The sequence below is a fragment of the Sphingobium sp. CFD-1 genome (genome assembly GCF_024611115.1).
In the GTDB taxonomy this organism is placed as follows: domain Bacteria; phylum Pseudomonadota; class Alphaproteobacteria; order Sphingomonadales; family Sphingomonadaceae; genus Sphingobium; species Sphingobium baderi_A.
The window spans coordinates 1,822,794-1,843,108 of sequence record NZ_CP084398.1; the positions used below are offsets into that span (position 1 = coordinate 1,822,794).

23 protein-coding genes, 1 tRNA gene and 3 pseudogenes are annotated in these 20,315 nt (G+C 57.5%); 15 read left to right on the forward strand and 12 right to left on the reverse strand.

The features are described 5' to 3' along the window. Positions 1-48: 48 nt before the first annotated feature. Positions 49-1,236, forward strand: coding sequence for a bifunctional 2-C-methyl-D-erythritol 4-phosphate cytidylyltransferase/2-C-methyl-D-erythritol 2,4-cyclodiphosphate synthase (locus LDB26_RS09275; protein ID WP_257541841.1), 1,188 nt, complete (start codon positions 49-51; stop codon positions 1,234-1,236). Positions 1,237-1,241: 5 nt separating this feature from the next. Further along, the gene (locus LDB26_RS09280) at positions 1,242-1,760 is read left to right on the forward strand and encodes a CinA family protein (RefSeq protein ID WP_062065760.1); all 519 of its coding nucleotides are present in this window, start codon (positions 1,242-1,244) and stop codon (positions 1,758-1,760) included. Here LDB26_RS09280 and LDB26_RS09285 read toward each other — a convergent pair. After that, positions 1,706-2,182: a type II toxin-antitoxin system RatA family toxin gene (locus LDB26_RS09285; protein WP_257541842.1), complete on the reverse strand. Its 477-nt coding sequence runs from the start codon at positions 2,180-2,182 to the stop codon at positions 1,706-1,708. The two genes, LDB26_RS09280 and LDB26_RS09285, sit on opposite strands and share 55 nt — an antisense overlap. A 3-nt stretch (positions 2,183-2,185) precedes the next feature. Continuing rightward, positions 2,186-3,127 (reverse strand): lipoyl synthase, encoded by a 942-nt coding sequence (lipA, locus tag LDB26_RS09290; protein WP_257542042.1) that lies wholly within the window; start codon positions 3,125-3,127, stop codon positions 2,186-2,188. 59 nt (positions 3,128-3,186) lie between these two features. Between lipA and LDB26_RS09295 the strand changes: the two genes are divergently transcribed. The 3 genes from LDB26_RS09295 to LDB26_RS09305 are packed head-to-tail and all read left to right on the forward strand — an operon-like array spanning position 3,187 to position 4,870. Further along, positions 3,187-3,840 (forward strand): carbonic anhydrase, encoded by a 654-nt coding sequence (locus tag LDB26_RS09295; protein ID WP_062068823.1) that lies wholly within the window; start codon positions 3,187-3,189, stop codon positions 3,838-3,840. Further along, positions 3,840-4,592 carry an NYN domain-containing protein gene (locus LDB26_RS09300; RefSeq protein ID WP_257541843.1) on the forward strand — a complete coding sequence of 251 codons (753 nt, stop codon included), beginning with the start codon at positions 3,840-3,842 and terminating at the stop codon, positions 4,590-4,592. The genes LDB26_RS09295 and LDB26_RS09300 overlap by 1 nt, the downstream gene beginning before the upstream one ends. Then, on the forward strand, positions 4,589-4,870 hold the full coding sequence (locus LDB26_RS09305; RefSeq protein WP_257541844.1) for an acylphosphatase: 282 nt from the start codon (positions 4,589-4,591) through the stop codon (positions 4,868-4,870). The genes LDB26_RS09300 and LDB26_RS09305 overlap by 4 nt, the downstream gene beginning before the upstream one ends. Before the next feature lie 284 nt (positions 4,871-5,154). Here LDB26_RS09305 and ettA read toward each other — a convergent pair whose 3' ends face one another. After that, entirely contained in the window at positions 5,155-6,834 is a 1,680-nt protein-coding gene (gene ettA / locus LDB26_RS09310) for an energy-dependent translational throttle protein EttA (RefSeq protein ID WP_062065764.1), read from the reverse strand. Positions 6,835-7,209: 375 nt separating this feature from the next. Here ettA and LDB26_RS09315 point away from each other — a divergent pair, with 375 nt between their 5' ends. Beyond that, the gene (locus LDB26_RS09315; RefSeq protein ID WP_062065766.1) at positions 7,210-7,413 is read left to right on the forward strand and encodes a hypothetical protein; all 204 of its coding nucleotides are present in this window, start codon (positions 7,210-7,212) and stop codon (positions 7,411-7,413) included. Positions 7,414-7,588: 175 nt separating this feature from the next. After that, positions 7,589-7,665, forward strand: a tRNA-Pro gene (locus tag LDB26_RS09320). Positions 7,666-8,066: 401 nt separating this feature from the next. Here the strand turns inward: LDB26_RS09320 and LDB26_RS09325 are convergent. The 3 genes from LDB26_RS09325 to LDB26_RS09335 all read right to left on the reverse strand — a co-directional run bounded on the left by LDB26_RS09325 (position 8,067) and on the right by LDB26_RS09335 (position 9,566). Beyond that, positions 8,067-8,801: a zeta toxin family protein gene (locus LDB26_RS09325; RefSeq protein WP_257541845.1), complete on the reverse strand. Its 735-nt coding sequence runs from the start codon at positions 8,799-8,801 to the stop codon at positions 8,067-8,069. After that, a complete protein-coding gene (locus LDB26_RS09330; RefSeq protein WP_257541846.1) occupies positions 8,798-9,175 on the reverse strand; it encodes a hypothetical protein in 378 nt (125 codons plus the stop codon). The genes LDB26_RS09325 and LDB26_RS09330 overlap by 4 nt, the downstream gene beginning before the upstream one ends. 106 nt (positions 9,176-9,281) lie before the next feature. Continuing rightward, on the reverse strand, positions 9,282-9,566 hold the full coding sequence (locus LDB26_RS09335) for an HU family DNA-binding protein (RefSeq protein WP_257541847.1): 285 nt from the start codon (positions 9,564-9,566) through the stop codon (positions 9,282-9,284). A 570-nt stretch (positions 9,567-10,136) separates the two neighbouring features. Between LDB26_RS09335 and LDB26_RS09340 the strand changes: the two genes are divergently transcribed. From LDB26_RS09340 to LDB26_RS09350, 3 genes and pseudogenes are all read left to right on the forward strand, one after another. After that, entirely contained in the window at positions 10,137-11,168 is a 1,032-nt protein-coding gene (locus LDB26_RS09340) for an aromatic ring-hydroxylating dioxygenase subunit alpha (RefSeq protein ID WP_257541848.1), read from the forward strand. Positions 11,169-11,470: 302 nt separating this feature from the next. After that, the gene (locus LDB26_RS09345; protein ID WP_257541849.1) at positions 11,471-12,373 is read left to right on the forward strand and encodes a LysR family transcriptional regulator; all 903 of its coding nucleotides are present in this window, start codon (positions 11,471-11,473) and stop codon (positions 12,371-12,373) included. A gap of 107 nt (positions 12,374-12,480) precedes the next feature. Further along, a pseudogene (locus LDB26_RS09350) lies at positions 12,481-13,080 on the forward strand (CbbBc protein); the annotation flags it as partial. A gap of 390 nt (positions 13,081-13,470) precedes the next feature. Here LDB26_RS09350 and LDB26_RS09355 read toward each other — a convergent pair. The 3 genes and pseudogenes from LDB26_RS09355 to LDB26_RS09365 all read right to left on the reverse strand — a co-directional run. Beyond that, positions 13,471-13,560: pseudogene (locus tag LDB26_RS09355) on the reverse strand (hypothetical protein); the annotation flags it as partial. A 44-nt stretch (positions 13,561-13,604) separates the two neighbouring features. Continuing rightward, positions 13,605-14,558: pseudogene (locus tag LDB26_RS09360) on the reverse strand (type IV secretion system DNA-binding domain-containing protein); the annotation flags it as partial. After that, a complete protein-coding gene (locus LDB26_RS09365) occupies positions 14,555-14,857 on the reverse strand; it encodes a hypothetical protein (RefSeq protein ID WP_257541850.1) in 303 nt (100 codons plus the stop codon). The pseudogene LDB26_RS09360 and the gene LDB26_RS09365, both read right to left, overlap by 4 nt. Before the next feature lie 451 nt (positions 14,858-15,308). Between LDB26_RS09365 and LDB26_RS09370 the strand changes: the two genes are divergently transcribed. The 3 genes from LDB26_RS09370 (at position 15,309) to LDB26_RS09380 (ending at position 17,280) form a co-directional block, all read left to right on the forward strand. Further along, entirely contained in the window at positions 15,309-15,605 is a 297-nt protein-coding gene (locus tag LDB26_RS09370; RefSeq protein ID WP_257541851.1) for a hypothetical protein, read from the forward strand. A gap of 236 nt (positions 15,606-15,841) precedes the next feature. Next, positions 15,842-16,702 (forward strand): phosphoribosyltransferase, encoded by an 861-nt coding sequence (locus LDB26_RS09375; RefSeq protein WP_257541852.1) that lies wholly within the window; start codon positions 15,842-15,844, stop codon positions 16,700-16,702. Positions 16,703-16,704: 2 nt separating this feature from the next. Further along, positions 16,705-17,280, forward strand: coding sequence for an ATP-binding protein (locus LDB26_RS09380; RefSeq protein WP_257541853.1), 576 nt, complete (start codon positions 16,705-16,707; stop codon positions 17,278-17,280). On the opposite strand, the gene LDB26_RS09385 is transcribed toward LDB26_RS09380, so the two are convergent. Then, entirely contained in the window at positions 17,220-17,936 is a 717-nt protein-coding gene (locus LDB26_RS09385) for a thymidylate kinase (protein WP_257541854.1), read from the reverse strand. The two genes, LDB26_RS09380 and LDB26_RS09385, sit on opposite strands and share 61 nt — an antisense overlap. Beyond that, positions 17,933-18,442 carry a hypothetical protein gene (locus tag LDB26_RS09390; RefSeq protein WP_257541855.1) on the reverse strand — a complete coding sequence of 170 codons (510 nt, stop codon included), beginning with the start codon at positions 18,440-18,442 and terminating at the stop codon, positions 17,933-17,935. The genes LDB26_RS09385 and LDB26_RS09390 overlap by 4 nt, the downstream gene beginning before the upstream one ends. 48 nt (positions 18,443-18,490) lie before the next feature. On the opposite strand from LDB26_RS09390, the gene LDB26_RS09395 reads away from it, so the two are divergent. After that, positions 18,491-19,165, forward strand: coding sequence for a 2OG-Fe(II) oxygenase family protein (locus LDB26_RS09395; protein ID WP_257541856.1), 675 nt, complete (start codon positions 18,491-18,493; stop codon positions 19,163-19,165). Further along, a complete protein-coding gene (locus tag LDB26_RS09400) occupies positions 19,158-19,646 on the forward strand; it encodes an NUDIX domain-containing protein (RefSeq protein WP_257541858.1) in 489 nt (162 codons plus the stop codon). Before LDB26_RS09395 ends, LDB26_RS09400 begins: the two co-directional genes overlap by 8 nt. A 356-nt stretch (positions 19,647-20,002) precedes the next feature. Here the strand turns inward: LDB26_RS09400 and LDB26_RS21645 are convergent, their stop codons facing one another. Then, a complete protein-coding gene (locus tag LDB26_RS21645; RefSeq protein ID WP_373886185.1) occupies positions 20,003-20,287 on the reverse strand; it encodes a hypothetical protein in 285 nt (94 codons plus the stop codon). Between the last annotated feature and the right edge of the window lie 28 nt (positions 20,288-20,315).

The following is a 20,315-nucleotide window of genomic DNA, read 5'->3' on the forward strand; positions in this document are numbered from 1 at the left end:
GCCATCCGCGGCAAGCAATGGGGCTAGGCGTCCTTCCCCTGCTCGACTATGCGCGCATCAATGACAAGGGACATGCTAAATAGGGTGGCGCTACTCGTCGCCGCAGGGCAAGGCAGTCGTGCAGGCGGCGGCGTCCCCAAGCAATTGCGCGCCATAGGAGGCAAAGCCGTTCTGCAGCATGCGTTCGATGCCTTGGCGATGTGCGAGGGAATCAATGCGATATTCGTTGTTGTCGGCCCGGACCAAGAACAGGGAGCGCGCGACCTCCTGAACACGCGTGCGGTTGCCGCATTCATACATGGAGCCAGCAGCCGCAGAGGGTCCGTCCATGCGGGACTGGAGCATATCGCGGCCATTGGCGGCGCAAAGGAGATATTGATCCACGACGCCGCGCGGCCTTTCCTCCCTTCCATCGTCGCTGGACGATTGATCAAAGCGTTGAAAATGGCGGCGGGCGCCATACCCGTGCTGCCCGTTACTGATACACTTGTAATAGATGATGCAGGCGTTGCCGGGCAAAGCGTTGACCGGTCCTCCCTTCGCCATGTGCAGACGCCCCAGGCTTTTCATTTCAACGCCATATTATCGGCCCATCGGGTATGGGACAACATGCTGGAGCCAACCGACGATGCACAGATGCTCAGGGCTTGCGGTCATGACGTCATGCTGGTCCAGGGCGATGAAAGGCTATTCAAATTGACCTATCCGGAAGATTTCCAGAAAGCCGATGCATTGCTCGCAAGCGAGCGGAGAACATGCGTCGGCATGGGCTATGACGTGCATCGTCTCTCAAGGGGCGAAGAGTTGTGGCTCGGCGGCGTGAATATCCCCCATGAATCCGGGCTGGCCGGACATAGCGACGCTGACGTCGCGCTGCATGCTATCGTGGATGCGATCCTCGGGGCGCTGGCGGAAGGCGATATAGGCAGCCATTTCCCGCCATCCGATTCTCAATGGAAAGACGCTTCTTCCGACCGATTTCTTGCCTATGCGCGCGACCGTGTTGCTGCACGCGGCGGCATGATCGAACATATCGACCTTACGATCATTTGCGAGGCGCCGAAAATCGGCCCTCACAGAGACGCCATGCGTCGACGGATCGCAGAAATTGCCAGCGTCGCTTTTGAACGCATTAGCGTAAAGGCCACCACCACCGAAAGACTGGGGCCTACCGGACGCGGCGAGGGTATTGCCGCGCAGGCTGTTGCAACGCTTTCCCTTCCCGCGCTATTCTGAACGCCATGCCTGATCATATCCTCCCCGCCCCCTTGGTCGAATTGGCCGAGAGAGTCATATTGGCGAACCGGCGCGCGGGTCGAACCGTCGCTGTGGCGGAAAGCTGCACGGGAGGATTAGTATCGGCGGCATTGACTGAAATTGCGGGTTCATCGGACGTCTTTGAAGCAGGATTTATCACCTATTCCAATGAAATGAAGGCCGAACTTCTCAAGGTATCGCATGATGTGCTCGACACCTTTGGGGCGGTTTCCATCGCGACGGCATGGGCAATGGCGCAGGGCGCGCTGAACAAAAGCCATGCCCATGTCGCGGTCGCCATTACAGGCGTGGCCGGGCCTGGCGGCGGGTCGGAACAAAAGCCTGTGGGCACGGTGGTTTTCGCCCGAGCCGAACGGAGCGGCAGTCCGGACAAGGTCGTGGCCGATATGCACCATTTCGAGGATAATGGCCGCGGCGGCGTTCGCCTTCAGGCGGCGCTCTGTGCGCTTGAGCTTCTGCTCCCCGACTCGTCCGATCCATAAAGCGTAACCGCTCGCGCTTCGAAAGCGCCGATCATTTTGCGTAGTGCCTTGTCGAACATCTGCCCGGCAAGCATTTCGAACAGCCTGTTCTTGAACTCAAATTCGACTTCGAAATCCACCAGCACCCGGCCCTTCCCGTCGTCGCGGAAATTCCACTGGTTGTGGAGATGCTTGAGCGGGCCATCAAGATAGTCGACTCGCACGGCGTCAGGCCGGTGCTTCTCCACGCGGGACGTGAAGCTTTCCTTGATCCCCTTGAACCCGACAATCATGTCCGCGACCATTTCCGTATCACTGTCGGACCGGACGCGTATGGCGCTCACCCAGGGAAGGAATTCGGGGTAAACCGCCACGTTCGCCACCAGATCGAACATCTGCTCGCGCGTATAGGGAAGCGACCGCGTTTCATTATGTTTCGGCATCGCTTACTTGCTCGCCTTTGCCAGTTGCGCCTCCCGCGTGACTTTCATTTCCGCAAAATCCTTGCCAGCATGGTAGCTTGAACGGGTGAGCGGGCTGGACGCAACCTGAAGGAAGCCTTTCGCTCTCGCGATTGCTGCATAGGCGTTGAAGGCCGCCGGCGTCACGAATTCCATGACCTTTGCATGTTTGGGCGTAGGCTGAAGATATTGCCCCATCGTCAGGAAATCGATGTCGGCCGAACGCATGTCGTCCATCACCTGATGGACCTCCAGCCGCTCCTCACCAAGGCCCAACATGATCCCGGATTTGGTGAAGATGGACGGATCGAGCTTCTTTACCGATTCCAGCAACCGCAGCGAAGCATAATAGCGCGCGCCGGGCCGGATGGTCGGATAGAGCCGGGGCACGGTTTCCAAATTGTGATTATAGACATCGGGCCGCGCCGTAACGATCACCTCGACCGCTCGCTCATGCTTGTTGCGGAAATCGGGCGTCAAGATCTCGATCGTCGTATCTGGAGTCGTGCGGCGCAGCGCCTCTATCACCTTCACGAATTGGGAGGCTCCGCCATCGGGCAGGTCATCGCGATCGACCGATGTGATGACGATATGCTCCAATCCCATTTCCGCGCAGGCGTCAGCCAGATTTTGCGGCTCATGGGGATCGACCTTACGGGGCATCCCGGTCTTCACGTTGCAGAAAGCGCAGGCTCGCGTGCATACGTCGCCCAGGATCATGACAGTCGCGTGCTTCTTGGTCCAGCATTCCCCAATGTTGGGACACGCCGCCTCCTCGCAAACCGTCGCCAGCCCTTTGTCGCGCATCAGCTTGCGGGTTTCGTGATAACCGGGACTGGTCGGCGCCTTCACACGAATCCAGTCAGGCTTGCGGACCCGCCCGGAAAGAGCAGACGAGGGATTAGGAGCCATGTCGTTCATCCGCATCAGATAGCGATGCACGCGCGGACTTGCCAGCCCTCAACTTGTTTGGCACAGACCAGATCATGACTGACTTTGCCGACATGCTCGATGGCTATCGCCGCTTTCGCAACACCGGTTGGACACAGCAGCGGGAACGATGGGACGAACTGGCCGAGGGGCAAAGCCCCGGGGTGATGGTCATCGCCTGCTCAGACAGCCGAGTCGATCCCGCCCAGATTTTCGATACTAGCCCAGGCCAGATCTTCGTGGTCCGTAACGTGGCCGCTCTTGTCCCCCCTTTTGAGACGAGCCCTGGTCATCACGGCGTTTCCGCCGCGTTGGAATTTGCGGTGCAGGTGTTGAAAGTCGGTGAAATCGTCGTGATGGGCCATGGCAAATGCGGAGGCTGCAAGGCTGCGCTCAGCCAGGAACTGAAGGATGCGCCGCCCGGTGAAGGCGGCTTCATCGCCAACTGGATCGACATGCTGGACGAAGCGCGAGACAATGTCGTCGCGCGTTTCGGCGAGGATCGCGGTCGTGATGCCCACCGCGCAATGGAGCAGGAAGGCGTGAAGGTCAGCCTTGCGAATCTTCGCACGTTTCCGTGTGTTCGCGCCAAGGAGCGGTCTGGCGAACTGAAGTTGATCGGATCGTTTTTCGCGATTGCCGATGGACAATTGCACCTTCTTGACGAAAGCACGGGCGAATTCCGCCCCGCCCCGCTGGACATGGGCTGATGTCATCGGAAGTGCGCGCTGGCAATGTGGCGTTGTTGATCGACGCTGACAATGTTTCCGCCGCTTATTTCGACCCGGTGCTGACTGTCCTGGCTGAGCTTGGGACGGTCAATATCCGCCGAGCCTATGGTAATTGGAGCAAGCCAGCGTTGAAAGGGTGGGCATCCCAGGCTGTAGCCCAGGCAATCGAAACACAGCAGCAATTCGATCTGACCAAGGGCAAGAATGCGACCGACATGAAGATGACGATCGATGCCATGGACCTGATGGCAAGCGGTCGGGTCACTGGTTTCGGCCTGATGTCCAGCGATAGCGATTTCACACCGCTCGTCACGCGTATCCGGCAGGAGGGCATCCCCGTCTACGGCTTTGGCTCAGAAAAGACGACGCAAGCGTTTCGAAGTGCCTGCACACGCTTCATAGATGTCGAGGCTCTGGGCAGCAGCCGTGATGTCGCCATGTCTTCGGTTCCGTTCTCGGAAGCAGATACCCCCATTGCTGACAAAGGGCTGGAGGAGCATTCCGCGGTTTCCGAAGATGTGTTGAAATTGCTTATCGACGCCTATGGCGCGGTCAAACGGGATGAGCAGGGATTCGCCCGATTGAGCGAAGTGGGGCAGCTCGCGGGAAACCGGTCCAGCTTCGATGTTCGCAACTATGGTTTCAAGCGCCTGACGGATCTGGTGAAGTCCGTGAGCAATTTCAGGGTTGAAACGCGCGACGGCCAGACATGGATCAAGCGGGTCCGATGACGGTTATCGCTCGCCATCTCATCATTCATGGTCGGGTGCAGGGCGTATTTTATCGCAATTGGATGGTAACCGCAGCCCACGACCTTGGGATTGCCGGTTGGGTCCGCAATCTGATGAATGGCACAGTTGAAGCCTTTGTGGAAGGCTCGCCCGAGGCAGTAGAGCAAATGCTCCAACTAGCGCATCAGGGCCCTGCTGCGGCAAAAGTCGATCGCATCGTGGTGCAGGACGTCAGAGAAGAGGGCCTTCCCAATTTTCAGAAGCGGCCCACGACATAGCAACTGCCATAAACGCCCGATAAAAAAGGGGTATTGGCGGCTTTGTCCTGTGTCGGTCGGGGAGCAGGCGATGACCGAGCAGCTTCAATGTCGTCCGGCACAGGCACCTGTCGGACCACTATTATTAACCGCCTTTCGAGACGGTTTTACGAACCTCCCAACCGCAAAGGGCCAGCCCCGATCAAGCTGGCCCCCAAAATTTACGCCAGAAAGGAACCCCTGAAGCATTTTCTTTCGTGGGGTGATGGCGCTTGCAGCCTAAGCAATTCGGGCGCCGCCTTCCCTCAACGCGTCAGCTTCTTGTAGGCCAGACGCGTCGGACGGTCAGCCGCATCGCCAAGGCGACGGCGCTTATCTTCCTCATACATCTCGAAATTGCCTTCGAACCATTCGACATGGCTGTCGCCTTCAAAGGCCAGGATATGCGTCGCGAGACGATCAAGGAAAAAGCGATCGTGACTGATGACCACGGCGCATCCCGCGAAATTCTCCAGAGCATCTTCCAGTGCACGCAGGGTTTCGACGTCAAGGTCATTGGTCGGTTCGTCAAGCAGCAGGACGTTCCCCCCCTCCTTCAACATCTTGGCCATGTGGACACGATTTCGCTCACCGCCGGAGAGCTGCCCGACCTTCTTCTGCTGGTCCGATCCTTTGAAGTTGAACGCCCCGACATAGGCCCGCGTCTGGATTTCATGTTTGCCGATGGTCATCAGGTCATGACCGCCGGATATTTCTTCCCAGACATTATGATTCGGATTCAAAGCATCGCGACTCTGGTCGACATAGCCGAGCTTCACGGTTGGCCCAACGTCGAGGGAACCAGAATCGGGCTGTTCCTGCCCTGTGATCAGGCGAAACAGCGTGGACTTGCCTGCGCCGTTCGGTCCGATGACGCCAACGATGCCGCCCGGCGGCAGAATGAAGTCCAAATTTTCAAACAACAATTTATCGCCATAGGATTTGGTCAGCCCTTTGGCCTCGATCACCTTGCCGCCTAGGCGTTCGGGCGTCTGAATGACGATCTGAGCCTTGCCGGGGGCCCGCTCATTCTGTTTTTCCACCAGTTCGTCGAAAGCGCGGATACGAGCCTTTGATTTGGTCTGTCGCGCCTTGGGCGATTGTCGAATCCATTCCAGTTCTTCCTTGATGGCCTTTTGCCGGCCGGCTTCCTCGCGGTCTTCCTGCTCCATCCGTTTGGCCTTGGCTTCCAGCCAGTTGGAATAATTGCCTTCGAAAGGAATTCCACGACCACGATCCAGTTCCAGCACCCAACCGACCACATTATCGAGAAAATAACGGTCATGGGTAACCAGGATAACGTTGCCGGTATAGTTTATGAGGTGCTGCTCCAGCCATTGCACGCTTTCAGCATCGAGATGGTTGGTGGGTTCGTCGAGCAGCAGAATGTCTGGCTTTTCCAGCAGCAGGCGACAAAGCGCAATGCGACGCTTCTCACCGCCGGAGAGATTCTCGACCGCCCAGTCGCCGGGCGGGCAACGAAGTGCCTCCATGGCGATTTCAAGCTGATTATCCAGCGTCCAGCCATCGACCGCGTCGATCTTTTCCTGAAGCTCACCCATCTCGGTCATAAGTGCGTCGAAATCGGCATCCTCCGGAGGATCGCCCATAATCATGCTGATTTCATTGAAGCGATCGATCATGTCGGCCACGCCGCGGACGCCGTCCTTGACGTTTTCAATGACGTTCTTGCTGTTGTCGAGCTGGGGTTCCTGAGCCAGATAACCCACATTGATGCCTTCAGCGGCCCAAGCCTCCCCCTGAAAATCAGTATCCATACCGGCCATCACCTTCATCAAGGTGGATTTGCCCGCGCCGTTCACACCGATAATCGCGATCTTCGTGCCGGGGAGAAACTGCAGGTGGATGTTATTGAACACCGGCTTGTTCGCGCCGGGGAAGGTTTTGGTAAGGCCCTTCATGACGAAGCTGTACTGGACGGCCATCAGGTCAATCTCTTTCAATGTGCTGCGCTGGGATATTTCTGCACGCGGTTAGCGAACACGGCGGCTATTGGCAAATGCGCTCCTCTTGCAGCATGAAGAAAGTGCGGATTGCCGGTTCGATCCACCCAAGCGCACAGCCTTTGGGCTCTCTGAATTTCCGAGTGTTCGGCATAGGCAATTCCCCTTCCGCAAAACTTATAAAAGATGAGAATTATGTGAACTTTTATAGTAGACAACGCTCCGTCGCGTGATTCAGCCGTTTCACCGACGCAGAAAAGCATTGATTTGTGCAGCGCACACGTTAATGCGGGTCGCTCGCGTAGGGCCACTCTGTAACGTGCCTGACGCGGCATATTGCTATGGGAGCCGTACACAATGAAGAAGATCGCTGTTGTTTTCGCTTCGGCCGGCCTGATGGCCCTCGCCGCTTGCGGTGAAAAGCCGGCCAACGAGACCGCGAACGCTTCGAACGCCGTTGTCGAAAACGTTGTTGAGAACGCGGTGAACGCTGCCGACAACGCTGCGAATGCTGCCGACAACGCTGCGAACGCCGCAAACAACGCTGCGAACGCGATGTAATTTTCGCTTTGGCGAAAACAGGAAGGGCGGCCCGCGAATGCGGTCCGCCCTTTTTTATTCTCTAGCCAACGAGTTTATTCTCTAGCCAACGAGCTTCACGGCCCCAATGCTGTCACATCTCAGCGATAAAGTGCGATTGACGGGATATGGACTTGGAAGCTAAGGCGCTCCACATCGGGGAGTAGCGCAGTCTGGTAGCGCATCTGCTTTGGGAGCAGAGGGTCGCAGGTTCGAATCCTGTCTCCCCGACCATTTCCAGAAAAGAAGTTAAGGGCCCGAACATCAAACGGCGACCACGATGCGTGGAGCGAAGATGGATCTTCCTTCCCGTCGAGGTTTGAAGCTTTCACTGTGCGATAAAAGGAGGTTGGTGGGCCCGGCAGCTCCTAAAAACTGGTGCTAAACACCTGATTTTAATGGAAATCTCAGTTTGCTCGTTATTTCTACCCCAAAATCTACCCCACCTTTAGGCACGTGGCAATTCGCGGGCCACTTTCTCCTTTTAATTCAAAATTTTACATTGAAAACACCCCTTCCCTTTCACTCTCGCCGTGTCGGCACGGCTAGGGTGCGGGTTCGGTAGGTGTCCCACATATCTGTTCTAACTATGTTCGCAGGCAAATTTCAACACCAGATAATGTCCCGCCAACGCTTCAGGCGGGCGGACTCACGATATCCAGCCATTCCGTGATAGCGAGCGGAGCCTTTTCCTCGTTATCGCGCACATCGTAAAGCGCTTCACCGCCAAGCTGCACTCGACAAACGGTGAACGCGCGCTTCTCGTCGCGGCTATTGTCCGTCAGTATTGAAGCGTCCGCGACTCCAAGCGCATGCGATATGGCCTTTTGGGTTCTGGGGAACCGGGAGATCAACTTGCCCGTATCAACGTCGTGACCATGTTCAAGAACGCGCTGGCTGACGCGCAGGATGGACAGGTCAGCGTTCGAGAGGCCGACGAAGAACAGGATCACGAAATAACCCGCCGCCTGAAGATCGGTTATCGTGTCGAGCTTCGAGGCCACCGTCCCATCAGGACGCTCATCCCAGTGGCTGAAAACGGTCTCAGTCGCAAAAGGCACTTTCGCCGCCATGGCGTGCGCCGCGAAAGCCTTCACGCCATTTTGGGCCACCTGCATCCAGCCAAGGCTGGTGTCGCGCAATTCGCGAGCCCAGTCTACGAGCGCACCGTCGCTCTGGGCTTCCGGCAGGATAGACAGCATCATGCGATCCGCATTCAGCAGCGGTAGCTGGAGCTTCTGCGCCAAAATCTTCCGCCACATCGTCGATTTACCCGACCCGTTGTGACCGGCCAGGATTATCGCCAGCGGTCTGTCGGTTTTGACCTGAGCGGAAAGTATCTGGTCAACCGCCCCCTTGAGCGCGGTCACGCAAACTCTTGAAACTTGCCGTCGACCAGCTGGCCGCGGCTTATCTGACCGTTGAGTTTCCGAATCACGATCTTGGGATTATTCTCGTCAAGCGAGTAGAGCGGGACACCTTTTCGCTGAGGAATGGCTACGCCGCCCCGAACGATTCGGGCGGCCGCACGCTCAAGGGCTTGCGAGCTGCGCTTGACGTTATCCTTGACCAAAGCGGCTGAAGGCTTCTGCGCACTGACCGTCACATTACCCAGCTTTGTGGTAACCGTTCGCACCCGCGTCGAAGCTGTCGAACCGATGAAAATACCGGTCTTGCTGTCGCGCGATCTCGTCGAAGCCACTTTACCTTGCTTTGCCATAAAGCCGATATAGCCTTTCCTCACGCCGAGTGCCAGCCGCCATCGACGAGAAGGTGAGAGGGTGAATTGCCCGGCAGCGGCTACTGAACCCGGCTGCCAATCTTTGTTGCCGGCAGGCTTTCAGTTCAATCTAGCCGATGCCGTTCAATCGTTCGAGCATGGCTTTTCCCGGCTTGAAATAAATTCGCCGCTTGGGCGGCACACTGACATTCTCGCCGCTTCTGGGATTGCGACCATTTCGGCCCTCGTAGGCCCGAACTGAAAATGCGCCGAATCCGCGCAGCTCGACGCGGCCACCGCAATTGAGCTGACCAGCAATCGCCCCAAAGAAGGCTTCGATGATATTCTCAACCTCAGTGATCGTCATATGCGGATAATCTTCCGCGATGCGGGTAACCAGCTCAGATCGTAACATATTTTATTTCCCCCGCCATAGATCGGCACCTTTTGTTAAGCCTACATCGATTCGATAGTTTAGAGCTACACAATCGGCGGCAGCCCTCCCTTTCCAGCCGACCGAGCAGGGGTCGCGGACCGATCCTCAGATCGGGTGATCCACCATCAGCCACAGGATCCGAGCGATAGACAGGCGAACCGCATATCCAGATTTCAAAAGTAAGATTTGCAGGTCGATGGCGACAGGCATTTTTTATCGTGCACCAGGAGCCGTGAAGTGGGGATAGACGGGACTAACAGCCTGGAAGAGAGAGCTATCCCATATTGTTGGTATGGAGCGTGACTCTCGGAACCAATAGCCTCGCGGTGAAACCCGTGTCGAATAACTGGAAGCTTTAATTCGACCTTGAGCCGCCACCCCTCCAAGATGGCTCCTTTGGAAGCGTGGCATTGGCGGGTGTAATATTGACAGGTCAAATGTTGAATTTAAGTATAAAAATCAAGATCGTAATAGATATTTCGGCGATACGATTGAAAATAAATAAAAATCCTGACCTGTCGCCATATTCACATAAGGCAAAGTCCTGATATGACATATCTTCTCAACTCTTGGTACATGATTGCCTGGAGCAACGAAATCTCTGGCGAGCATCTGTTCACAAGGAAAATTCTCGATATGCCAATATTGGTATATCGCGATCCGGTTGATCAAAAGCCTCGCGCGTTCTTTGATCGCTGTCCGCACCGGTTTGCTCCCTTGTCTCGTGGTGAGTTGGAGGGGGGAAGGATAAGGTGTGGCTATCATGGCTTGCTGTTCGACGAGAGCGGCCAGTGCGTCCACAATCCATTTTCCAAAGCAGTTCCCTCGGCAGCGAAGGTTCGCACATTTCCCATTGTCGAAACAGACGGCACCATATGGGTATGGACAGGCGACGCTCCCGCCGACATGGCGAAATTGCCAGTAATCTCGCATCATGCGGATCCTCAATTTCGTTATGTCAGTGGACTCACAACCGCAAAATCAGACTATCGCCTCCTCAGCGACAATCTGATGGACCTCAGCCACACGACCTTTCTTCACCCGGCATTTGGCGGGCGAGACTATCTTCCCAAATTCCGCTGTTGGGAAGAAAAGGACGGCTCCATCGTTTCTGACCATTATGTCGCAAACATGCCTAATTTCCTGGGAGAAATGGTCAGCGACGCAACAGTAAACCATCGCGATACGATACGCTGGATAGCTCCTGCGGTGCATATCCTCGACAGCCATACGACTTCCGTCGTCGACGAAACGACGTTCATGTTCCAGCCGTCTGCACATATCTTGACCCCAGAAACGCGAACAACGACACACTATTTCTGGAGCGCAGCTCTGCCCGTCGATTCACCAATGCCCGACGAGGAAATGATCGCAATTCTGCGTCTTGCTTTTGACGAGGAAGATAAGCCGATGGTCGAGGCTGTCCAGTCCCGCATGGGAGACGCTGAACTGTGGGACCTGAACCCGATTCTCCTGCCCAATGACGCCGGCGCGGTGCGTGTCCGTCGCAAGCTCAGCGCCATGATCGAGGCTGAACAGAGCGATGCTCCTTCCCGCCTGGCCGCCCAGACCGCAGTGTAACGCATGTGATTTCTCCGAAATGGGATGAGTAAGACAATCGATCCGATTGCGGAATGCACCATTCAATCCGCTGCGCGATTGTCGACTGGCGGTGCGGTCTTCCTATCTCCGCCCATCGCTCGCAACTAGACCGGCGAGTAAGTGCGGATTGCCCCATTTCGTAGAAAGGAACGACGTCGCCAACACGCTGTGCCTGCGATCGGCGCGCATCCAAAACGTTCCCCACCGACGCTGTGGCGAACAATAGGTGCATTATCCACCCGGATCAGCCATGATAAAGAGAGTCTATCAGGGCAAGACCATTGCAAATCCGATTCCTGGAATATCTCATCGCCTTGTCGCAGGAGGGCCATTTCGCGCGCGCCGCCCAGCGCTGCAATGTTTCGCAGCCCGCATTGTCTGCAGGTCTTGTCGCGCTTGAGGAACTGCTCGGCGCCAGACTGGTGGATCGGGACAGGCGATACCAGGGCCTCACTGCGCAGGGGAAAGCCATGCTGCCATGGGCCCAGCAGATGGTGGCGGCGCACAAAGGGCTGACCACCGCCATAAGCCTCGTGGATGGCCCCCTCACCGGAACACTCCGGATCGGCACGGTACCCGCCGCCGTGCCAGTCATGGGTGATCTGACAAGGGCCTTACGTACGCTCCACCCCAGTCTGCGCCTTTCGATCCGATCAATGACATCCAGTGCAATCAGCCAGGGCCTGGCCGCCTATGAACTCGATGCCGGAGTGACCTACATCGATCATGAGCCGCCCGCCGATGTCGTGAGTGTCGACCTCTATACCGAGACGCACCGTTTTCTCGTCGCCCAAAGCTATCCGCGCCGCTTTGGCGACGTGATCGATCTGGCCGATGCGCTTGATCAGCCCCTATGCCTTTTGCATCAGGGCATGCACAATCGCCGCATCCTCGACGGACAACTAGCCAAACACGGCCTTACAGCAGATCCGGGCGTCTTGGCGGACTCCTTCGAAGCTCTTATCGCCACCATAGCATCGGGCGCGTATGCGACGATTCTTCCAGACAGCTACGGTATGATGTTGCCGTCCTGGGCGAAAACGAGTTCGCTCGCTCCTGGCCTCGCACCATGCCAAATCGGCCTTGTCGTTTCGGATCGGAAACCCTTCTCACCGCTGAGTGAAGCCGCCCTGGCACTGGCAAAACGTATCTCGACGCCTGAGCTTTCCAGACGTTACGACTAATAAGCAAAGGTTATCAACCATGGCTTTTCTCTGTTTGATGAGAGCCGTCACTTTCGCCAAGAGCGACGAACGCCAGCTTCAGCCCGTGTGCATGGCGGGGAGTTGCAATGACCGACAAAAAGAACAGTTCATCCAATTTGGAGCGCCGCCAGGTTCCCGGAATCGAGCCCTATGACGGCCCTGCGGGAGGTTGGGGAGCGCTCAAGGCAGTAGCCCAGGCTGTGCGCGAACAGATGGGCGCCTCCACAGGCACTCGTGCACTGTTTCAGATGAACCAACCGGATGGGTTCGACTGCCCCGGGTGCGCGTGGCCCGACCCCAAAAAGACATCTTCCTTTGAATTTTGCGAAAACGGCGCCAAGGCCGTCACGTGGGAGGCGACCGCCAAGAGGGTCGACCTCGATTTCTTCGCCCGGCACAGCGCCACGGAATTGTTCAGCTGGTCCGATTATGAACTGGAAAATGCAGGACGTCTGACACACCCGCTCCGCTACGACGCCACGACCGACCATTTCGTGCCCATCGACTGGGACGAAGCCTACGCCCGCGCGGGCGCGGGATTGCGCGCCCTGCCCGATCCCAATCAGGCTGAATTCTACTGCTCTGGGCGCGCCTCCAACGAGGCCGCTTTCCTGTATCAGTTGCTGGCCCGCGCATTTGGTACAAACAACTTCCCCGATTGTTCGAACATGTGCCACGAGGCGACAAAGGGATTGTTCGAGTTTCGCTGATCGCCGGCTGGTGCGGCTCTTGTTCAATATATCATCGCCAGTCTGATGATGTGTCGCGAGAAGTTTCCGACGTTCCTCATGGTGCGCTACAAGGGGTCTGATGTCGGAAAAGCGAACTTCGCCGACATGGGAAGCCAGTGCCGCAGAATAATGACGGCCAAGCGCGTTGACCGCCTCCCGCCCCTCGGGCTGTCTTATCCCGAACAAGGCTGCGCGGGCAGCATCGCCCGGCACGATTTCGACTTGTCGCTCCCCCAGTTCCTCCACCTTTTCTTGTAACGCTGAGATTGGCTTCTCATGAGGAAGAAGCCTCGCGCGCCATTGGATGTGAAGGTCCTCCAGGCCCACTTTCACTTTTGGGCCGCGGGTGGCGTAGAAGGATTTTCGGCGCTCGGCCTGACCGACGAGCCCGTGTGCACGGGCATGATCATCGATCTGTTGGGCCCGCTGGGACATCTCACTGATAAGGGGGCGTGGCACGCCCGATATCTCGAAAAGCCCGCGAATGCCGCCAGCGTTTTTAAGGGACTGCGCAGGATCGTGTCGAGAAGGATGGAGACGAGCATCCGGTCGCTTCGCGCGAGCTTGCGAAAGACGGTCACCAGAGTGCCGCGCGCAGCCTTCGCCCAGAAAGGATCGCCACCTTTGTCCGGGATCGTAGACTCCGCGATCTGATCATAATGATAGTCCCTCGGGACATCGACCCAGGGCGACCATCGGTCGGCCCGTTCATCGAGTGGATTGAGCAGGATGTCGTGCCCTGGGCGATAGAATTTTTCGACGAAGGTGCCGGCCGTGTCATAGACGATGGCCCGCTTTCCTGCTTTGCGCATGCCGGCCAACATCTTGAGGATGATGTTCGTCTTTCCCGTTCCCGGCGCTCCGCAGATCAGGATATGCTCCGGCTCGAATGCGTCGGGGACAGGGACACCGCCTATCGAGAAGCTGCCCTTCTTCGTTCGCCAAAGGAGGCGCCGGAGTTGCCGCGCGGTTCCGAACCGGGCGCCGCGCAGGAACTGGTTGGAGCCAAGGCCCCGTCCCGTCCGGGTGAAATAGAACCAGGCCCAGACGAGCATCAGAAGTGCGAAGGCACCTGACAGAGCCGCCCCATAGACAAGGTGATGCTCCATCGCCTGCATCGTCTTTAATGCGACAGGCGAACCCAGAAGGGCATCCGAACTGGTCCAATATTGTCGGCCCGAAGGGGTTCGAAAAAGGAGCGGCGCGCCCCCCGGCACATCGCTTTTCAAGGTCGCCTCGGCAATCTTGAAAGCAACGAAGCGCTCATAGTCGCTGGACTTCTCCACTACATACCAGACCATCCCGCCGATCCAGATGACCAGTCCCGCAAGCGTCGTCTGAAAGAAGACCTGGGTGGTCATCCGGACATTGTGGACAATGGCCTGTCCGCCCCGGGTCCACGACCCCAGCGTATCGTTGCGGAAGATGCTCATCGGCCACTCTCCTCGGCTTCGAGGAGGCCCCGCTCGAGGAGCAGGGCGCGGGCATCCTCCATCCCTTTCTGAAGAATATCGGGTCGCCTCGTTCCGACCGATGCGGCAAGGATGGCGAAGACCTGTATGAGGGTCGCCTGCACCTCATCGAAGCGGCCATGATAGCCGCCCGCGTCCATACCCTCGAATCGGTTGAGGATGTCGCGCACATAGTCGGGAACGGTTGTGTCGGAGGCTCGGGCGCCGCCGACGAGGCGCTCATAGAGCGCGTCCTTGAACCTGATGGTAATTCTGGGCAAGCGCCGAACTCCTGTCCGACGCCTGATCACAATGATGAAGCAGCGGCCTTATACGGCACCAACAGGCTGATCTCAATTGATTATGCTGGGACGAGGTGGCAGCCAAACAGTGCCAAGGCAGATCAAGCACTTACAGATAAATGACTGCCGAACAGTGCCGTGCGGCGTCAATCAGTGCCATTGCCTTTGACCGGAAAATTTCCCCGAAAGTCGCAGAAAAGCTTGTGATTCGCGCCCGCAGCACCCGTGCGTACGGTGCATTACAAACGGCCTTGAGCCGTGCGTCCTTCCTTCGCAGCGGTTCAGCCGCTGCGCCAGCATCGTGCCGGTAGGCGCGGGGCTCCCCCGAAGGGGGCTTATGCTCATGGCTCTTGCACTTTGGTTGCGCCCTCGGCCAAGATGGAGATGGCGGGCAGACCATCGCATCGAAGGAGCTATGGTTGTGCCAAAAATGACAGACAGAGAACGACTTGCGGATCTGGAAGCGCGGGAGAGGAAACTCGCCCAGGAGGTGCTTGGCGCCCGCCGCGCTTTGCGCGGCAAATATGCATTGCTGGTGGAAGATCTCGCGGTGGAGCATTTGAGCGAGCGCGCCTTTCGCGAAATAGTGGACCACGCAATTCGGATCGGCGGAGAAAGGGCAATGGACGCTCTGCGGAGCGCCATCGCCGAGCGCGGGAGCAACCCTCCTCTTTCCAAGCCAACCCGAAGGGTTATCGTGATAGCCGCTTGCGTCATCGCCTCATAAAAATTATCCGACAGGCGATTCTCTCAAACCGAAGACTGGACGCTCCCGCAAAAGGAGGCAGGCGAGCCGGAATGCCGAATTGTTGAGATTTCCAAGCTAATAGCAGATGCGCCAGCGCATATCTCTGCTGTAAGATGCAAATGCCGCCGCTGACGGAAAGCTGTTCGTGCAGGGCGATCATCGTTGAGCGGACAGTCGCAAAATCACGACCATGAAGGGGGAAGGACCATGACCAAATGGGCGCGGGCAAGATTGATGCCATTAAGCGGGCGACACAGGGCATGAGTGCGTTTGACCAATTTCTTCAGAGCGGGGTCAACTACTTGATCTTGTGGGTTTTGGCTTTTGCCACTCTTTTCCAGATCCTTGAATTGGTCGGATTTCTGCCGCCCCGGATATCCAATTGGGTTAATCGGAATCGACTGCAGGAAACCATGCGCCTTCTCAAGGAGTTCGGTGTCGATGTCGAAGCATCGAAGAGGGCCAATCGGGTTGCGGGCCTCGAGCATGCCACAGGGAACACTCTCTCCAGCCGCGCTAAAAATCGCCTCGCAACAACAAAGATTGCCCACCCCGTTACAGTTGGAACGCAGAATCCTGTAGCTGGAGATCATTATTTCGATCTGATGGGGGCGACGGCTCAACTCGACACAGCCGGGATATATGCCCGAGACCTCTCTGCGCTCTGGCGAAACCTGGCCGGCCCTGGGGGACCGGTAGCGCACGGAGACATTGACTTCATCGTGACCCCCAAGACAGGCTCTCCTCTTCTCGGGGCGCAGTTTGCCGCATTGCTTAACAAGCCCCTGCTCCTTCATAATCCGGAACCGAAGTTCGCCTCCAACCCACGGGATTCCCGCGCTTTTTTTGACTTCCGCGAGGTGCCCGCAGCGGGCAGCCGCGGCCTGATAGTCGACGACAGCAGCACAGGCGGCGGCAAGGCAGTCAAATTGATTGACGATCTGCGCAATTGCGGATGGTTGGTAAGTGACTTTATTGTAGTCTTCGAGCCTCAGCTCAAGAGCGATACTGGACAGAATGCAGCAGCACGCCTCGCCCCCAAGCAGGTTACGCTTCATTCCATCATAAAGACCTAACCATGCTCAAAGTCATCGTCACCGGCGCTTTCTCGACCGGCAAATCCAGCTTGGTCGAAGCATTGGCGCTCGAACTCACCGATATCGGACTAGCAGTCGTCCGCATTCCGGACGTCGCCCGGACATGCAGGCTGCCGCTCAACGAGGCACAGACCGATGCGACAAGCCTATGGCTTCTGACGACACAGGTTGCTCGAGAGATAGAAGCCCAAGCAGGTCCGGAGTTGGTGATGCTTTGCGATCGAGGCGTGCCTGACATTCTTGCTCATCATCGCGACAATCGCCCAGCCGCGCATGGCAGATGGCTGGAGGCAATGGGCGCTTTCCCCAAAAAGTGGATCGCTACCTATGATGTGGTGCTATTCTCCAGGATAGACGACAACAAATCGATCGCGGCCGACGGACTGCGATCGGAAGATCCCGCTTACAGGAAACGGCTCGATGGACATGCGGCAGAAATTCTCGCTCACCGGGCCGGCATCGTGACGTTGGCCCATGATTTTTCCGAACGTCTTCGTCAAGCGCGCGAAGCGATCGCCCTCGCGCTCTCCCGCTCGCGCACCTCTGCAACCCTGTGAATGACTAGGTCCACGATCTCTGAGGCAATCTCTAAAGGCGGACGAAGCGTCTCGTTTTTGATCGTCCGGACGGTTTGCCACGGTCCCGCAAGCCCCATCTCGGCAATGGATGAATAGTTGACACGCACTGCACGCTGCAACGCCGTGTCAGCCTCATGCTCGTCATACTGGCGATCGGTGTAGGACCGCTTGTCCTTGAGCTGCATCAGTCCGCGGGCGGCTTCGAGCGGCGTATCGAGATAAATGGAAAGATCCGGCGCAGGAACCTGGAACGTGTCGGTCTCGAGCGCGTAAATCCACCGCATCAACGCCGAAGCGTCCTCGGACGCCACCTTGGAAGCCTGGTAAACCATGTTCGAGGGTATGTAGCGGTCAAAGACCACTACGTCATGAGTTCGCGCAGCCTCATTGATGGCTGCGACTGATTCCAGCCGATCCAGCCCGTAGAGAACAGCCGCCGCTTTTGGAGTGACCGGCACGGGCATCCGTCCCGCAAGGAACTCGCCGAGGCACACGCCGCCAACGGTATCCTTGTAACGGGGAAATGAGATGACCGTCGATGAGAAGCCACGCGAGATGAGCGCCGCACTGACATTTGCAGCTGCCGTCGCTTTCCCTGCGCCGTCCGCGCCTTCGATTGCAACAAGCACGCTCACGCGGCCGCTCGCGCGGACAAAATTTGATAGCGGGCCAGGAGATAGCAAATGAAGCGTTCACTCGCCTTCGTGCTATCGACCAAAGCGGCGATTCTTTCCGCACGCATCGCTGCGGGGAGATAGAGGAGATTATCGCTCCGATCCCGCGCGTAGAGATAAATACGAAGAAGCGCCGCGAGAGATTTAGGGCCATCGTGACGCGCCAGAGAAGCGCCCTCAACCGTGAAGCCCGCAGCCACGTCATCATATCGAATGGCGGCATTCACATTTTCGCTCGGCTCGAGCTTGACTCTCAAGCCTCCGACAAGGATGCCTTGGTCGTCCACGCTTTCCGGCTCGGCTTCCAGCAATGTGGAGAGGTGAATGATCGCGGCCTCACGAATCTCAGCGGGCGTCATACTCGCCGCCACGGCCTCGGCCGATTGCGGACCGGCTCCCGGCCCGGCTATGCGATCAATGGCATCGTTCAACAAATCTCGAGTTCCTTTCATGACCTCTAATAGCATAGTGCCGTCTCAAGTCATCCGCCTTCTGGATCCTCGTGAGCGTCTCGCATGCTGAACCTTACAGTCCCTGGCCTGGCGGCTCCCTTAAGGGCGGCGTACGCCGAGTTTCGCGAGATAGCGCTTTCGAACGCCCCTTTTTTAGGCGCTGCGGAGACGCCGTTGGGCGCCTCCAGTCCCGATCCGAAGCGCTATCTTGAATTCGGCGTCCAGGACTCAGATATTCCTGAGACGCTTCGAGCGCTGCGCCTTTTCCTACTGGGCACGCTCGATCGTTGCGCACAGGCTTTGGAGCCTGTCCTGCTCCAGCCGCTCGATACCCCCCTTCGCGAGCTGATCGATCGTGACACTGGTCCGATTTTGCGCCTCTCCTGGTACCCTGAGGGATATATCGGAGAAGTGAACCAGCCCCACACAGATATCGACCTATTCACTGTTCTGCCGGCGGCCAGCACCGTCGGACTGGAGCGGCGAGTTGAACATGCCTGGCTCCCCGTGTCGATCGCCGATGATGAGATCGTCGTGATGCCCGGCGACATTCTTCACGAGCTCGGGGCCGCCCAAGCGATTGAGCATCGGGTGTTTGGTGGGGGGGCGGAGCGAATTTCGGCTTCCCTCTTCGTCAACGCTAGTCCGTCTGTCGCCATCGATACAAATGTACAAGCGGGAGAATTGCTGAAGCAACGCCTCGAGGCAGTCCGCTTAATAGGAGAGGATCATGGCTAAGTCGGATCGTCTCTTGAACACCGCCAGCCTCATAGTTCTTCATCCTAGTCATTCAGAACTGCTTTGTGTGCGCCACCCCACTTTCGGGATTTGGATGTTTGCGGGCGGCAAGATCGAACTAGGCGAGCCACCGCACCATGCCGCCGTCCGCGAGGTAATCGAGGAAGTTGGTATTCCAGTTGCTTTGGTGGATTTATCTCACCTTCCGAACTGGACCCATGATGGAAATCTGCGGCTGCCGCAACCTCTTGCCATCATTCAGGAACGTATTCCAGATTGCAACCACAGCTATATCGACTTTGTGTTTGTAGGTGTCGCCCAACAGGCCCACATTGCGCTTCCGGGTGAAATTCTCGAAGCAGGCTGGTTCAATCGCGCGGCTTTGGAGCGCCTCGACACTTCCTTTCCGATTAAGGAGATGGCAGCAAATATCTTCGAACGCGAAGGTGAACTGCGGTCGCGGGCGATCGAGCGACCGTAACCCAGTTATGTCATCTTGCCAAAGCCGGTATGCTTGGACACACACGCAATAGACTTTAAACATGCTTTTGTCTCGCCTGGGCGCGAAATCGTTCATTTCTGCCTAATCAGAACGCGCGTCTCCCATAGATTCGCGGTCAGAAATGCTACGAGTTGCGTGGCCCAAGCGCCCCTGCCCGGCTACTACCTCTACAGCTAACCTGAAATGCCGGCAGACACGCTCCTCGTTCATGCCGAAACGCTTGGCCACCTGTGCCACGCTCATCTTCCGCCCGACTACCAGGATGAGAATGGACCGGGTGAGAGGCTCCATCTGTGCGACCGCCTGTTCGATCCTCACACCCCCCTCCCCGCGCGCTACAGGTAGCAGGGCGATATCGGCATTCGCGCTTCTCTCCAGAAAGCGCTCGATCCGTGCGACGCAGATCTCGTCCGGCACCCGGTCGCGCATCCGCGCCACGATGGGCGCCCTTGTGGTTGCCGCGGGCCTCGCGCTTGGCCAGCCGGCATTCCTCTTGCTGCGCGCCTCGCCTCCGCCGCTGCCCTGCGTTGCAGCTTCACCTTCTTTTTCTCGATGGCAGGGTTTTTGCCCTGTGCGAGAAGTTCGGCGGCCTTTGTGCGAGCCTCCCGCGCGGCGACCAAACCGAGCTCGGGAAACTTACCTAGCCTC

Coding starts and splice junctions, on each gene's coding strand:
- LDB26_RS09390 (WP_257541855.1), bottom strand. CDS start 18,442: ATGCTATTAGAGGTCATGAAAGGAACTCGAGATTTGTTGAACGATGCC.
- LDB26_RS09380 (WP_257541853.1), top strand. CDS start 16,705: ATGCTCAAAGTCATCGTCACCGGCGCTTTCTCGACCGGCAAATCCAGC.
- LDB26_RS09340 (WP_257541848.1), top strand. CDS start 10,137: ATGACATATCTTCTCAACTCTTGGTACATGATTGCCTGGAGCAACGAA.
- LDB26_RS09300 (WP_257541843.1), top strand. CDS start 3,840: ATGTCATCGGAAGTGCGCGCTGGCAATGTGGCGTTGTTGATCGACGCT.
- LDB26_RS09305 (WP_257541844.1), top strand. CDS start 4,589: ATGACGGTTATCGCTCGCCATCTCATCATTCATGGTCGGGTGCAGGGC.
- LDB26_RS09285 (WP_257541842.1), bottom strand. CDS start 2,182: ATGCCGAAACATAATGAAACGCGGTCGCTTCCCTATACGCGCGAGCAG.
- lipA (WP_257542042.1), bottom strand. CDS start 3,127: ATGCGGATGAACGACATGGCTCCTAATCCCTCGTCTGCTCTTTCCGGG.
- LDB26_RS09295 (WP_062068823.1), top strand. CDS start 3,187: ATGACTGACTTTGCCGACATGCTCGATGGCTATCGCCGCTTTCGCAAC.
- ettA (WP_062065764.1), bottom strand. CDS start 6,834: ATGGCCGTCCAGTACAGCTTCGTCATGAAGGGCCTTACCAAAACCTTC.
- LDB26_RS09275 (WP_257541841.1), top strand. CDS start 49: ATGCGCGCATCAATGACAAGGGACATGCTAAATAGGGTGGCGCTACTC.
- LDB26_RS09280 (WP_062065760.1), top strand. CDS start 1,242: ATGCCTGATCATATCCTCCCCGCCCCCTTGGTCGAATTGGCCGAGAGA.
- LDB26_RS09375 (WP_257541852.1), top strand. CDS start 15,842: ATGGGCGCGGGCAAGATTGATGCCATTAAGCGGGCGACACAGGGCATG.
- LDB26_RS09395 (WP_257541856.1), top strand. CDS start 18,491: ATGCTGAACCTTACAGTCCCTGGCCTGGCGGCTCCCTTAAGGGCGGCG.
- LDB26_RS09315 (WP_062065766.1), top strand. CDS start 7,210: ATGAAGAAGATCGCTGTTGTTTTCGCTTCGGCCGGCCTGATGGCCCTC.
- LDB26_RS09400 (WP_257541858.1), top strand. CDS start 19,158: ATGGCTAAGTCGGATCGTCTCTTGAACACCGCCAGCCTCATAGTTCTT.
- LDB26_RS09335 (WP_257541847.1), bottom strand. CDS start 9,566: ATGTTACGATCTGAGCTGGTTACCCGCATCGCGGAAGATTATCCGCAT.
- LDB26_RS09370 (WP_257541851.1), top strand. CDS start 15,309: ATGACAGACAGAGAACGACTTGCGGATCTGGAAGCGCGGGAGAGGAAA.